The following is a 14,881-nucleotide window of genomic DNA, read 5'->3' on the forward strand; positions in this document are numbered from 1 at the left end:
CTAAAATTTAGGATAAATTATGCAACGCTTTAAAATTATTCATAGAACTTATTACAACTATTCAAATAGCGTTAATTTAGGTCCTCATTCTTTGCTTTTAAGACCAAGAGAAAATCATGAACTAAGAATTGAAAATTTTGTTTTAAATATTACTCCTAAGGCTAAAATTTTATGGCACAGAGATGTTGAAGATAATTCTGTTGCAATTGCAAATTTTACACAATCAACGCAACAATTATTAATTGATAGTGAATTGATAATCCAACAATATAACGAATCACCTTTAGACTTTTTAGTTTCATCTTATGCTATCAATTATCCATTTAAATATGAAGATGATGATAATTTAATTTTAGGGGCATATAGAATACTTCCAGATGAGCAAACAAGAAAACTATTAAATAATTGGATTTTTAATATATATAAAATCAATGAAGAGATACAAACTTATACTTTACTTCAAAGATTAACCACTCATATTTATAAAAGCTTTACCTATAAAATAAGAGAAGAATCAGGTGTTCAAAGTGCTAATGAAACATTATCTTTAGGAACAGGTTCTTGTCGTGATTTTGCCTATTTATTTATGGAAGTTGTAAAATGCTTAGGTCTTGCTACAAGATTTGTAAGTGGTTATTTATATGCTCCTTTAATGAGTGAACAAGTGGGCTCAACACATGCATGGGCTGAAGTTTACGTTCCAGGTGCTGGATGGATTGGTTTTGACCCTACAATTGGTAATATTGTAGGTAAAGATCATATTGCAGTTGCGGTATCAAGATTACCTAATAATATCTCTCCCATTTCAGGTTCTTTTTCAGGAGTTGCTATTTCAACTTTAGATGTCGGAGTTTGGGTAACTTTATGTTAGTTTTAAGAAGTACTATTTAGTTAAAAAAGATTATAAAATCTTTTTTAACTGATTTTTGATAATAACGGGTACAAAAAACATAGAAACAACATAAGAGATTAAAGTTCCTCCTATAAGTGCAACTCCTAGACCTCCAAACACTGCATCATTTGCTATTAAAGCACTTGCAAACACCATTGTTAGAACCGTAAGAATTATTGGCTTAGAACGTGTTGCTGTAGCTTTTGCTATGGCTTCGTTTATGCTGAGATTTTTTTCATCTATTAATTGTTTTGAAAAATCTATAATTAAAGTTGAATTTCTTGAATTTATTCCAATGAGTCCAATAAATCCTATAAGTGAAGTTGCTGTTAAATAAAAAATATCAACTGTTAATAAATCCATAATTATATGTGCAAATATAACTCCAATTATTGATATAAAACTTGATAATACGATTCCACCTGAAATTGCAAAACTTTTATAATACATAACCATTAGAAAAAAGATTAATACAAGGGCAATAATAAAAGCACCGCCTAAATCTATAAATGTATCGATGGTTACTTTTAATTCCCCATCAAAAACTAAATCAAATTTTTCATTTGTTTTTTTATCTATAAATGATAGGTTTAACAAATTTGTTTTTATAACTTCATAATCAGAACTTAAACTATTTAGCATTTCATTTCTTGCATCTAATAAAGGATAAATTTGACTATCTTTAGAAGTTTCAGCTATTACATTTATCATCAAATTTAGATTTTTTGAAGTTATTGTTGGCTCTTTTATTACTTCTTTTATTTTTACAAATTCTGAAACACTAACTGTATTTCCTTGTGCATTTATGATTTTTAGAGTTTGAAGTTTAGCTTTTAAATCATTTACACTAGAGTTATTTAATAATCTTGAATCATCAAGTCTTAAAAAAATTGGTATTTGATTTTGCACATTTGATTTATTTATTACAGATACTTTCATTCCTTCAAAAGCTAAATAAAGTATATTTTTTATTTGTTCTAAATCAACATTACTAATAATTGCTTTTGAATTATCAAGCTCAAGTTCATACATTACAAAATCTTTATCTGCTAAAATATCAACATCAACTAATGTTGCTTGATTTTTTAGAATTTGAGCAATTTTTATAGCAAAATCTCTTCTACTTTGAAAACTATCTCCACCATATATTTCTGTAACAATAGAAGCCAAAACAGGAGGACCAGCAGGTAGTTCTATAAATTTGATATTAGCTTCGTATAAAGAGCAGTTTTTTTGTACTTCATCTCTTATTTGGCTTACAAGATTATAACTAGTGATATCTCTATTTTCTAATTTTTTTATATTTACCATTATTTCAGCTTGTGATTCTTTGTCTTTTAGTGCACTTTGTTTTACAAGTGCTGCAAAATCTAGAGGTTGCCCTTCTCCTAAAAAAGCTGAAATATTTGTGATATTTTCATTATCTTGAAGTTTTCTTGTAATACATTGTACAACTTCTTTTGTTTGATTTATACTTGAACCATCTTTTAAATCCACATAAATAGAAAAAGTATCAGCATCCTTACTCGGAAGCATTTTTGCTTTTGTTATTTGTGTTGGAAATGTTGCAATACTTAAAATAAATAAAATCAAAGTAATGAAATAAACCATAAAAGATTTAAAAGGACTTTGCAAAATATTGTAAATAAATTTTTCTAATCTCATATTAAATCCTATAAAACTTTTTTAACTAAATATGGTGTAAAAGCATATGCCACAAAAAGTGACATAGCTAGAGAAATAGGTACAAATACAGGAAGAGGGTGCATAAATTGTCCCATCATTCCACCTACAAAAAACATAGGAATAAAAGTCATAATAATTGCAATTGTTGCTATATTTGTAGCATTTCCTATTTCATTTGTGGCATTTATTGAAATATTTGTTATATCAATATTTGGTGATTCTTTTTTATGTCTGTGAATATTTTCAATTACAATAATAGCTGCATCAACTAACATCCCTAAAGATACAATTAGTGCAAACAAAGTAATTCTATTTATTGTTTCTCCAAATATAAAACCTATAAAAAGAGTAAGTGATAAAATCATAGGAACCATTACAGATACAATCATCGCTTCTTTAAATCCAAGTGTAAAAATAAGTAAAATAGCAATAATAACTATAGAAATCAAAAGATTAGCAACAAGGTCATTTACTGCATTATTTGCTGTGTATCCATCATCTCTTGTAATTATATATTTGATGTTTTTTGCTAATAATTCATCTTTTATAGAATCCATATATGCAAAAATATTTTCATTTATAGTTACAGAGTTAGCCCCTTTTAGTTTTGAGGCTGTTAGGGTGATTTGACTTGATTCTTCAAAATCTCCTTTTTCATTTTTTATATAAATTAAAGCCTCTTTTTTATTTTGAATATCAAAAGATTTTTCAACTTTTGCTACATCTTTTAGATAAATTGGAGTTTGAAAATTATAAGAGATTATTAGGTTTTCTAGATCATTTACATTTTCAATTGCTTGCTTTATTCCAAAAACTACCATTGAAGAGTTTTGGGTATTTGTTGTTATATTTGGTGTTTTATATGAAAGAGCTTCTATTTGCTTCATAACTTGAGCTAATGAAAGCTTATAAGATGAAAGTTTATTTGCATCAACTTGCACATTAAACTGCTCTTTTTTTTCACCTTTTAAATCAACTAAAGCAACATCTTTTATTTTGTTTATATCTTTTGATATTTTGCTTACTTCATTATATAAATCAGTTTGTAAAATAGCATCTTTACCATCTATTTTATTTGCATAAAAAGCAATAGTAGCTATTGGAATATCAGTATCTATATCCATGGTTTTAATTATTGGTTGCATTGCACCTTGTGGCATTAAATCCATATTTCTCATAACTTGATCATAAAGTTTTAGATTTGATTCTTCTTTGTTTTCACCAATGAAATATTGAACTTGTACTATTCCTACTGAATCTTTTGCAAATGAATAGATATTTTCAACACCTTTTATTTCTCTTATTTTTTTCTCTAAAGGCTCAATTATGACTTTTTGTATCTCACTTGGATTTGCTCCAGGAAGTGCTACGATTACAACACCACCACTTACTTTTATTTGAGGATTTTCTTCTCTTGGCATTACAATTAGTGAAATGTAACCCAAGGCTAAAATAAAAAATCCAAAAATAAATGTTAAAGGATGATTTATAAAAGCTAAGGATAGTTTTCCTGCTATATTTAAATCTTTATCTATTTTACTATTCATTTAAAATTCCTAATTAGCATTTGCTAAATCAACTAAAATCTTTGAATACATTCCAGGATAAATATTAAAATTCTCTTTATTAAAAGATATTTTTAATACAAATGAATGGGTCATTGTATTTATATTTGGAATAATAGCTTCAATTACTCCTTTTGTTTTGAATTCTTGGGAAACTATTTGTATATCTACTTTTTGACCTATTTTAATATTTTTTAAATCAGTTTCTGAAATATCTGTTTTTATTAAAAGATTTGATAAATCAGTTAATATAAATGCAGGCATAGAAGGCATAGCCATTTCACCTGCTTTTATAGATTTTTTGATAATTAATCCATCATTTGGTGCTTTTATTTTTAGATAATCATACTGTGTGTCAATTTCTTTTAGTTTTGCGTTTGTTATTGAAATCATATTTTTAGTATTCATTAAATTTAATTCAAGTTGTTCCACATCATATTTTGATACTAAATCTTGCTCTTGCAATCTTTTGTATCTGTTGTAATTTATTTCAATATTTCTTGCTTGATTTTTCAAAATCTCAAGATTTAAAAGAACTTCTTTTTTATTTGAATCTATATTTGAAGAATCGATTTCATATAAAATATCACCTTTTTTTACCGTTGAGCCTTCTTGAACATAAACATCTTTGATATATCCCATATTTCTGCTTGTAATAATCTTTTCATTATCAGATATTACCGTTCCTGAAAGTTCTAGTTGATTTGCAAATAGATTTACGCAAAAAATAGTTGTTAGTAATATTTTTATCATTAGTTTTTTTCCTCATTAATATTTTTTCCCAAAACAAGATTTAGTGAAGCTAAAGCAAGAGATTTTTCATATCTAGCTTCTATTAATAAAGCTTCATTTTTTCTATAGTTTGCTTCTTGTTGAAGTAAGGTTGTCATGGAAATTAATTGATTTTTATATTGAAGTTTTGCTTGTTCTAAAATATCAAAGGCTAAGTTTTTAGCTTCTATTTTCTCTTCTAATATTTTTTCTTTTGTTCCTAAATTAAGCATGGCTTTTTTTAGTTCTAATTTAATAGCGTCTTTTAATTTTTCTTCATTTAAATTAGCTTTTTTATACTCTATTTGGCTTTTTTGTTTTTCTATACTTCTAGTATTATCAAATAAAGTGAGTGTTATACCAATCATTGCCATATAATAGTCTTTATCTTGGGATAGAGTTAAAGTATCATCATTATATCCGTACTCTAGTCTTGAAAAAACACTAGGATAATAAGTTGCTTTTGCAATATCTATATTTTTTTTACTAGCATTTACTTGAATATTTTGCATTTTTAACTCATCTCTATTTTCTAAAGCTTGCTTATAAAGCTCTTTTTCATTTGGAAATTTAAAATAGATGTTTTCAAGATTTTCAACATCAGTGATTGAATCATCAGAACTTAAAAAACCTAGATATGCAAGAGCTAATTGGAAGTTGTTTTTAGCTTCAAGTAGTTGTGAGTTTATATTTGATTCATAAACTTTTGCTTCATTTACATCTATTTTTGTTACAAGTCCCTCTTTATGAAAAGCAATTGCACCATTTTTCATAAATAAAACAGACTCTTTTGCTTTTTCTAAGGCTTTGACAAAATCCTTTGCAACAACAGCACTATTGTAAGCTTTTAAAACCTCAAACTCTAACTCTTTTACATCTAAGTTATATTTGATTGTGTTTGCTTTTTCTTGAAGTTTTAAAATATCTTTTTGGTTTGATAATTTAAAGCCTGTAAAAAGTGGAATATCATAAGTTAGTTTTGTATTAAAGTTATTTCTATCTTCTGGATAGTTTAAATCTGTTGGCTGTACATAAAGTCCCTCACTTTGTTGTGAAAATCCAAAGTCTTTAAAAGTAGCCTCTCTAGAAGAAAGTTTATAATTAAAAACATATCCAGCATGATTTGTTCTGCTTATTTCTTCACTAAGAGATAGTTTTCCATAAGAAACAGAATCAATATTTTCGATATCTAGTTTTGAAGAATCTATATTTAATTTTTGCGCTTGTAAATCTTTACTATTTTTTATTGTTGTTTCTAATATTTTATCAAAACTAACACTTTGTGCATATGCAAAAGAGACTAGCAATAATGATAAATAAATTTTATGCATTTTTTATCCTATGTTCACTATATAGGCATTATTATACATTAAAAAATAGGAAATGTATATAAAAAAGTGTTTAGACAATTATAAATATAAGTTATATATTAAACTATTATATATATTATAATAAGAGCTTATTTAAAGCTTTGGGATAGATTTCCAATTATAAGTTGCCACCCATCAATTACTATAAAAAAGATGATTTTTATGGGTAGGGATATCATAACAGGTGGAAGCATCATCATCCCTAGACTCATTAAAATAGAAGCCACAATAATATCTATAACTAAGAACGGCAAGAAGATAAGAAAACCTATCTCAAAGGCTGTTCTTAATTCACTTACAATGAATGCTGGCATTAAAAGAGTTAATGGAACTGCATCAATATTTTTAGGATTTGGCTCTTTTTTTATTCTATAAAAAAGTGCTAGATCATCTTCTCTCGTATTTTTTATCATAAATTCTTTAAAAGGTATAATTCCTCTTTCAAAGGCAACTTCATAGCTTATTTTTTCATCCATATATGGTTTAATTCCATCTTCCCATGATTTTTTCCCATAAGGTTCCATAATAAATATTGTTAAGATTAATGATAAAGAAATAATAATTTGAGTTGGAGGAGTTTGTTGTAAACCCATAGCTTGTCTTAAAAGGGAAAATACGATTATAATTCTTGTAAATGAAGTTACCATTAGTATTAGCGTTGGTGCTAATGCCATTAATGTTAAAATTATAGCTATGTTGATTGTTTTTACAAATTGTGCAGGTTCGTTAATTCCAGCAACAGATAAGTTTACTATTGGTGCTGTATCCTCTGCAAATGCAAAAATAGAGAAAAGTAATAAGGTAACTATAATTTTCAAAAAAAATCCTATCTAAAAAATGAGTTCAATGGTATCTAAAAAATGTTTAAAATGATATATCAAGAAAAGGCTACTCCTTACTTGTAATGTAGCCTAATTCATATAATTTATCATAAATTTTACTAGCAATATCTCCTGCTGCTTCTCCTCCATGCCCCCCATGTTCTTCAATAACAGTTACTACATATTGAGGATTTTTAAATGGTGCATAAGTTGTAATCCAAGCATGAGATCTTTCATAATATTGTAATTCACTCTCTTTCATTCTAACTTTTTCAGATTGAGGAATTGATACAACTTGAGCTGTTCCAGTTTTTGAAGCAATTGTAACTTGCGAATTTATATGCTTAGTAGCTGTACCTTTTTCTGCATAAGAAACATCATACATTCCTTTTCTTAAAACATCCAAATATTCTTTTGGAATATCTAATTCTTTAGGCTCTTCGTATGTTGCTTTATAAAAATGTGGTTTAGGAAGTTTTCCTGTTGCAATATAACTTGTATATCTAGCAATTTGTAAAGGAGTAACTAATACATTTCCTTGCCCAATTGATGAAATTACAGTTTCACCTACATACCAAGGTTGATTGTATTTTTTTTCTTTCCATTCTTTATTTGGATTTACACCAAAGAATTCATTAATTTGGTCAACACCTGTTTGTTGCCCAAAACCTAATTTATCGAGGGTAGTAGATATTTTATTAATACCAATTTTCAAACTACCTTTATAAAAGAAATCATCACAACTTTCACTTATTGCTTTTCTAAATCCTACATTACCATGTCCACTTGATTTCCAACATCTAAAGTTTCTATTTCCAATTGTTATAGAACCAGAACAATTTACATTGAAATTGTCTTTTATATTGTTTTCTAAAAAAGATAATGCGACACCCATTTTAATTACAGATCCAGGAGGATAAAGACCATTTATAATTTTATTTGTAAAAGGATGATTAAAATCATTTCTCATTTCGTTCCATTCTTTTACTGAAATTCCCCTTGCGAAAATATTATTATCAAACTCCGGAAATGATGCAGCTGATAATAGCTCACCGTTTCTTGCATCCATTACAATTACAGCTCCACTTTTACCTGTAAAAATTTCTTGAATATATTTTTGAAGATTTATGTCTAAAGTAATTTTAATATTGTTATCAATTGATGGCTCTTTTTCATCTAATATTTCAATTTCTTTGTTCAATGCATTTACTTTTACATCCTTATAACCCATTTCACCTTGTAGTTTAGTGTTATAATATTTTTCTAACCCATTTTTACCAATTATTCCATTATATGAAGATAATTCATTATTTAAAATATCGATTTTGGAAGCTTTCCCCACATATCCAATAATATGTGAAGCTACCTCTTTTTGAGGATAATATCTTTTTGTTGAAGATTCTATTTTTATATCTTCTTTGGATGCTAATATTGTATATTTTGAGAAAAATTCATCATAAGGTATATAATCAATTATTTCTATAAAATCATGATTATAAGAAGAATCGGCTTTTTTATACTCTTTTAATAATTTTTCTTTTTCATATTTTGGAAAATGTTTTACAATCAAATCAATAATTTTTTCCAATTGATCTTTATATTTGTATGAACTTAAATGAGGTTTTATCAAAATAGTAAAACCCATTTCATTAATGGCTAATTTTTCACCATTTCTATCTTCTATAATTCCACGAATTGGTATTTTATTAACTCTATTTATATAATTATTTTTTGACAATTCTTCATAATATGTATTTGATTTAATACTTAAAAAATATACTCTTGAAAGTAACGTAATAACAATTGCGAAAATTAATAGAAAAATTATGATTAATCTTATTTTCAAAGAAAGGCTCCTAGAAATAGCAGATCTATAATTGTATTTATAACTAAAGATATAAATATATCTTGTGTTAATCCAAATGATATAGCCCACATAATAATTAGTCCTATATAAAAGAATATTATATAAATATAACTATTCCCTGTGCTATAAGACATTGAATTTTCTTCCCTTGGAAGAATAAAAATATAGATAAATAAAGATAAAAGACTCAAGGAAAAGGGCTTTAATCCTGTATTTATTTCGATGAATAAAAATGATATGATTACAAATGCTAGTGAATATAAATATCTTTTTCTAAGACATCTATAAAATGCAGTGAATAAAATTCCAGCAAGCATTACTAGTAGAAAATGTATTGATGCAATAGTGTTTATTGTAATTGCAATTAATAGTACTATAAATAAAAAAAATGGATTATCTAGGTTGTTTCTTGTCATATGTATCTAATATTTTATTTTGAATAAGTTTGGATTATAGTATAAAAAATCTTATATGAATATCAAAACTTATTAATAAGAGAATTTGTAGTTTTTTCTTTGAGTTTATTATCTATATCTTTTTTATTATTTGATAAGTCATAAATAAAAGAGAATATTTCAGCAACAGCTTTATACATAGAGCCAGGAATCTCTTTATCTATATCAATTTGAGATAGAAGCTCAATTAAATCTGCATCTTCTTTTATAGGAATATCATGCTCTTTTGCAATTTTAATAATATTTGAAGCTGTTTCACCTTTTCCTTTTGCAGTAATTTTAGGTGCATTATCTTTTTCAATATCATATTTTAAGGCAATTGCTTTTTGTGTAATATTTTTTTCCATTTTATGCCCTTATATCAATACTTGAAGTTATTGATTGATTGTAAGAATTTTCTATATAAACTTGTGTTGGTTCTTTTTTTTCTTCTTGTTCCTCTTTTAAATCTAAAAGTTTGATATTTACAGGAATTAAATCTACACTATTTAAAGCAACTTTTAGTGATTGCATATTATCTCTTATTGCTGTTTTAAAATGTTCTCTTTGTGCGTAAATAGTTAAATCTAATTTATTTTTATCATACATTGCAAGCATTAAATCAACTTTACCAAAATCTTTTAATGTTAGATTTATTTGACAATAGAACTTATCTTCATCAGTTTTTTTCATAGTAATATTCCCATCATCAAGCATTTCCCAAAAAAATGGTAAATACACATTATTTGAATTAGAAGTTATTGATGCTAATTGATGATAATCTATTTGAGTTAATAATTTATCTACTTGCTTTGCTATTTCTTGAGATTTTGGATCTATTTTTGAACTAACTTCATCTTGAATTTGTAATAAAATAGACTTCATATCATCAGAAATATTACTTGAGTGAGCTTTTGGATTTACTAAATCTTTTACTAAATTTTCTACTTGTTCAACTAATTTTAAAACATGATTTTGTATTGCATTATTATTTGGGTTTAATATTTCAAGATTCTCTTTTAAGTTTGTTAATAAAGGGCTTAGATTTGATGAAAAGTTATTTGCAAAAGTACTAATATTATTCTGATTTAATAAATTTTGTATATTTTCACCTTTTACAAATAAATTATCCATTTTTAATAAATTATCAATTAATGGCATGGTTGTATTATTGTTTGCAATACTTGGATTTTGAATTAACTCGTTTTTTATTTGAACTAATAACTCTTTAGTTTGAGTATTTATTGCTTCTTTTATTTGTGTTTGTGAATTATTTAAAGAATTACTTAGATTCTCCAAAGATGTAGTAAGTGTTTTTAAATTACTAGCAGTATCAGCACTATTTGGGTTTTGAATGATTTTATTAAGTACTTCATTTATTTGTTTTGCTTCTGGAATATCCATACTTTTTACTAAATTTTGAATTTGATTTAAAGTATCTTTACTTATTGAACTTGGACTTTGAAGTAAATCATTTTTTATTTGAACTAATAAATCTTTAGTTTGAGTATTTATTGCTTCTTTAATTTGTGGGTTTAACTTTGACGTAGTATTATTTTCTATCTTTGATTCGATTAAAGCTCCTGAACCTAAAAACTCTTTTAATTGGTTTGTAAGAGTTGATAAATTTTGGGTTTGAGGAGTACTTAAAGAACTATTTAAATTCTGTAAAGATGAAGTAAGGGGTTTTAAATTACTTGTTAATTCATTAGTGCTTGAACTTTGGAATGTTTTTGTAAGCAAATCATTTACTTGTTTTGCTTGTGGTGTATCAATATTTTTTACTAGACTTTGTATTTGATTTAAAACATTTTCTATTTTTGCATTTGGCGTTTGAGTCATTTTTGATTCTAAAAACACACCTGATTTACTTATTTGTTCTTTTAGAGTACTTGCATCCATATCTTTAATATTTTTTAGAAAGCTTTCTATTTGAGGTTTAAATTTTTGCAAATTTTCATCTTGTGAAATATCATCCATCAAAGTACTAAGATTACTTGATACATTTCCTAATTCTTTAAAAACAGTAGAGTTTTTTAGAACATTTTCTATTGCTGTATTTGATTTTGTTCCAGATTTTAAGCCATCAAATAATTCTTTTATAACATCTTTTACAGATGTAGAATTGTTTTTTAGCATCTGATCTAAACTTTTTGAATCGGCTTCTTTTAAAACCTCTTTTAAAGCTTTGTTGTCATTTGGCAATAGTATATTTAATGATGTATTATTTGAAACTAACATACAAAAGTATAGCATATCTAAATGCTTTATAAACACTTTTTTAGTTATAATTTTTTTATGAAAAGAAGAAACTTTATAAAATTTACAACTATTACTGCTTTTTTATTCTCTTCAAACATAATAATTGCAAGAGATTTTTCAAAAGATTCATTGTTAATTTTAGATGAAGTATTAAATATTATATTTCCAAAAACAAATACAATGCCAAGTTCTAAAGAGTTTGAAGCTTTAAATTATTTAGTTAAAAATATTTCCCATAAAAGTTTTGATAATGATGATAAGATATTGATAATAGATGGAACAAAAGACTTTTATAATAGTTTCCCTGAGTTTTTAACACTAAAAGAAGAAGAAAAAAAAGAACTAATCTTTTCAATAATAAAAAAAAGTCAATATGCTAAATCTTGGATTACAAGATTATCTTATTATGGAATAGAAGCTATGTTTAGTGATCCTTTATATGGTGGAAACTTCAATAAAATAGGCTGGACGAGTATAAATCATAATATTGGATATCCACAGCCTTTGAAAACTTATGGACAAAAAATATGATTTATGATGTTTGTGTTATTGGAAGTGGTGCAGGAGCTGGTCCTATTATTTATGAACTCAGTCAAAAAGGCTTAAAAGTTTGTGTTTTAGAAAAAGGGGATATTTACAACGAAAAAGATTTTTCAAAAGATGAAATAGCTCTTGTTAGACGTCCAATTTACACACCAAATTTAAAAGATGAATATCACACTATTGAAGAGTTTGTAGAGGGCTTTTGGCAAAAATTTCCAACATATGAAACAGGTTGGAGCTTTTGGAATGGAAATCTTCTTGGAGGATCTTCAAATTTTATGAGTGGATATTTTCATAGACTTAAACCAAATGATTTTAAATTAGCCTCTATTTATGGAATTTCTAAAAACTCAAATATAGTTGATTGGCCTATCTCTTATGAGGATATGGAAAAGTATTATGAAAAAGTAGAAAGAGTTGTTGGAATTTCAGGGGAAGTTCAAGAGTATGAGTTTATGGAGCCACGAAGTACAAAAGATTTTCCATATCCCCCATTAGAAGAAAACAAAATTGTAAACTTAATAGATAAAGCCTGCGAAGATTTAAATTATAAAAGCATAAAAACACCAAGGGCAATACTAACAAAACAAAAAGGACATAGAAATCCTTGTTATTATTCAAATTATTGCGGTTCTTATGCTTGTTCTAGTGCTGCAAAAGGAAGTTCACGAGCTTCTTTAATAAAAGATGCACTAGTAACAAATAACGTAAAAATAATTCCAAATGCTTTTGTAATAAAACTAAATACTTCAAAAGATAAAAAAATAAAATCAGCTACATATTTAACAAAAGAGGGTAGTAAAAAAGAGATAAATGCCAAACTTTTTGTTCTAGCTGCGCAAGCAGTTGAAAGTTCAAGACTTTTACTAAATTCAAAAGATGAAAACTTTCCTAATGGCTTAGCAAATAATAGTGGAAATGTAGGCAAAAATTTTTTATCAAGTAGTGGTGGAATAGTAAGTGCTACCTTTGATGAATCAAATTTGCCTTTAGAAGATTTACTAGCTTCAGGTCTTTTTGTCAATAGATCAATTATGGATTGGTATTATACAAAAGAGTTTAAGGGTGGAACTATTGATATGCTTTTTGAACATGCAAATCCTATACGAAGAGCATCATTTTTAAGATATGATGAAAATAATAACTTAGTCATTGGTGAAAAGTTGCAAAATAGTATATTTGAAAGATTTACTAAAACTAGAACTTTAAATATGGAATTATTTTTAGATTGGACTCCAAATGATAATTCTTTTATAAGTGTAGATGAAAAGTATAAAGATAAATACGGAATTCCTGTAGCAAATATAAGAATAGGAAGTCATGAACAAGATTTAAAAGCTGCAAATTTTATAAAAGAAAAAGCTGTGAAAGTTTTTGAAAAAATGGGTGGGAAAAATATAATTTCAGATATTTCATCACTTCCTTCTTCTAACCTACAAGCAGGTGGTTGTAGATTTGGGGAGAATCCTAAAACTTCTGTTTTAAATAAATATTGTCAAGCCCATGAAGTTTCAAATCTTTTTGTAACAGATGGAAGTTTTATGCCAACAGGAGGAAGTGTACCTTTTACATGGACTATATATGCAAACTCTTTTAGAGTAGCTGATTATATAAAAGAAAATTTTGAAAATATAACTATTTAAATAATTTTTTATTAAAGCTTGGGTACTATCTTTTTATTAATATATTTGGAGATTATTTATGAAAAAAACAGTTGTTCTTCCTTTTTTAGCCTTAAGCTTATTTGCAAGTGATGAATATATCCCTGTAAGTGAGTTATCTCATAGTAAAAAGCAAGAGTATAATTTCATAAGTAAAACTAATATAAATGAAGAAATTGAAACAAAAACTTATACGGCAGTATCACAAGAGAGTGATGATGTAATAGAACCTCTTGAAAAAGATGAAATAAAAGAAACAAAAGTAAATATTTCTGAAAATATAAAAGAAAAAAAAGAAGTAATACCAAATACAAAAGTAGAAAATAAAACATTTGTAAAAGAGTATAAAAAAGAGAATATTTTAAAAGATGAAGTGAAATATAGTGATAATAGTTTTTCTAAAGATTTTTCTGTGACGCCAAAACTTACATATGCATATTTAATTACGGATATTACTGCTACAGAAAGAATTAATGCTGAAGATAAAGAATCAGTTTTAATTCCTGAAATAACAGTTTCATATAAAAATCATAATTTAAAAGCAGAAGGTTTTGAAACAAAATCTTATTTTGACAAAGTATTAATTACAGGTTCAGATTTAGAAACAACAGTAAATTGGTATAAGTTTTATTATATGTACAGTATTAATAAAATAAATTTTGGGATTGCTTACAATAAATTTAACTTGGATTGGAAAAATGTTGATTTTAACTCTACTTCTAAAGATAAAGAAGAATTTATTTCATTAGAACTAAATATGAAAAATAGTAATGATATTTTACAAGTAGAATATGGAGTTTCTTATGGAAAAAATAACAATATTTCATATTCATATGAATATTATTTGAATCTTGGATATAAACTACTTAAAAATGATAGTTTAATTTTAAGTGCTGGATATAGAAATAGAACTATTGAAAATGATTTTATTGAAGATGATAAAGAATATAAAGCAGAGTTTGAAGGTCCAACAATAAGTTTAACTGGAACTTTCTAAGATAAAATATTA

Annotated in this window: 13 protein-coding genes; 4 read left to right on the top strand and 9 right to left on the bottom strand. The window is 26.2% G+C overall.

Translation table 11 applies throughout. From position 1 onward, the window contains the following. Window positions 1-19 precede the first annotated feature (19 nt). The gene (locus ABVS04_RS09245) at window positions 20-871 is read left to right on the top strand and encodes a transglutaminase domain-containing protein (RefSeq protein WP_368030416.1); all 852 of its coding nucleotides are present in this window, start codon (window positions 20-22) and stop codon (window positions 869-871) included. A gap of 30 nt (window positions 872-901) precedes the next feature. On the opposite strand, the gene ABVS04_RS09250 is transcribed toward ABVS04_RS09245, so the two are convergent. The 9 genes from ABVS04_RS09250 to ABVS04_RS09290 all read right to left on the bottom strand — a co-directional run bounded on the left by ABVS04_RS09250 (window position 902) and on the right by ABVS04_RS09290 (window position 11,662). Further along, entirely contained in the window at window positions 902-2,557 is a 1,656-nt protein-coding gene (locus tag ABVS04_RS09250; RefSeq protein WP_368030417.1) for an efflux RND transporter permease subunit, read from the bottom strand. Between the two features lie 8 nt (window positions 2,558-2,565). Beyond that, a complete protein-coding gene (locus ABVS04_RS09255) occupies window positions 2,566-4,125 on the bottom strand; it encodes an efflux RND transporter permease subunit (protein WP_368030418.1) in 1,560 nt (519 codons plus the stop codon). A gap of 9 nt (window positions 4,126-4,134) precedes the next feature. Continuing rightward, on the bottom strand, window positions 4,135-4,896 hold the full coding sequence (locus tag ABVS04_RS09260) for an efflux RND transporter periplasmic adaptor subunit (protein ID WP_368030419.1): 762 nt from the start codon (window positions 4,894-4,896) through the stop codon (window positions 4,135-4,137). Further along, the gene (locus ABVS04_RS09265; protein WP_368030420.1) at window positions 4,896-6,245 is read right to left on the bottom strand and encodes a TolC family protein; all 1,350 of its coding nucleotides are present in this window, start codon (window positions 6,243-6,245) and stop codon (window positions 4,896-4,898) included. The genes ABVS04_RS09260 and ABVS04_RS09265 overlap by 1 nt, the downstream gene beginning before the upstream one ends. 128 nt (window positions 6,246-6,373) lie before the next feature. Continuing rightward, the gene (gene fliP / locus ABVS04_RS09270) at window positions 6,374-7,102 is read right to left on the bottom strand and encodes a flagellar type III secretion system pore protein FliP (protein WP_368030421.1); all 729 of its coding nucleotides are present in this window, start codon (window positions 7,100-7,102) and stop codon (window positions 6,374-6,376) included. 70 nt (window positions 7,103-7,172) lie between these two features. Continuing rightward, the gene (gene mrdA / locus ABVS04_RS09275) at window positions 7,173-8,951 is read right to left on the bottom strand and encodes a penicillin-binding protein 2 (protein ID WP_368030423.1); all 1,779 of its coding nucleotides are present in this window, start codon (window positions 8,949-8,951) and stop codon (window positions 7,173-7,175) included. Further along, window positions 8,948-9,388, bottom strand: coding sequence for a hypothetical protein (locus ABVS04_RS09280; protein WP_368030424.1), 441 nt, complete (start codon window positions 9,386-9,388; stop codon window positions 8,948-8,950). The genes mrdA and ABVS04_RS09280 overlap by 4 nt, the downstream gene beginning before the upstream one ends. 62 nt (window positions 9,389-9,450) lie before the next feature. Further along, window positions 9,451-9,774 (bottom strand): EscU/YscU/HrcU family type III secretion system export apparatus switch protein, encoded by a 324-nt coding sequence (locus ABVS04_RS09285; RefSeq protein ID WP_368030425.1) that lies wholly within the window; start codon window positions 9,772-9,774, stop codon window positions 9,451-9,453. A gap of 1 nt (window position 9,775) precedes the next feature. Then, window positions 9,776-11,662, bottom strand: a complete 1,887-nt coding sequence (locus tag ABVS04_RS09290) for a flagellar hook-length control protein FliK (RefSeq protein ID WP_368030426.1) — start codon at window positions 11,660-11,662, stop codon at window positions 9,776-9,778. A 42-nt stretch (window positions 11,663-11,704) separates the two neighbouring features. Here ABVS04_RS09290 and ABVS04_RS09295 point away from each other — a divergent pair, with 42 nt between their 5' ends. From ABVS04_RS09295 to ABVS04_RS09305, 3 genes are read left to right on the top strand one after another with little or no spacing between them, the layout of a single operon-like run. Then, window positions 11,705-12,199, top strand: a complete 495-nt coding sequence (locus ABVS04_RS09295; RefSeq protein WP_368030427.1) for a gluconate 2-dehydrogenase subunit 3 family protein — start codon at window positions 11,705-11,707, stop codon at window positions 12,197-12,199. Further along, complete coding sequence (locus tag ABVS04_RS09300; RefSeq protein WP_368030428.1) at window positions 12,196-13,854, top strand: GMC family oxidoreductase; 1,659 nt, start codon at window positions 12,196-12,198, stop codon at window positions 13,852-13,854. The genes ABVS04_RS09295 and ABVS04_RS09300 overlap by 4 nt, the downstream gene beginning before the upstream one ends. A 58-nt stretch (window positions 13,855-13,912) precedes the next feature. Continuing rightward, window positions 13,913-14,869 (top strand): hypothetical protein, encoded by a 957-nt coding sequence (locus ABVS04_RS09305; RefSeq protein WP_368030429.1) that lies wholly within the window; start codon window positions 13,913-13,915, stop codon window positions 14,867-14,869. The last annotated feature ends 12 nt before the right edge of the window (window positions 14,870-14,881 follow it).

The organism is Arcobacter sp. s6 (genome assembly GCF_040884245.1).
Classification (GTDB): Bacteria; Campylobacterota; Campylobacteria; order Campylobacterales; family Arcobacteraceae; genus Aliarcobacter.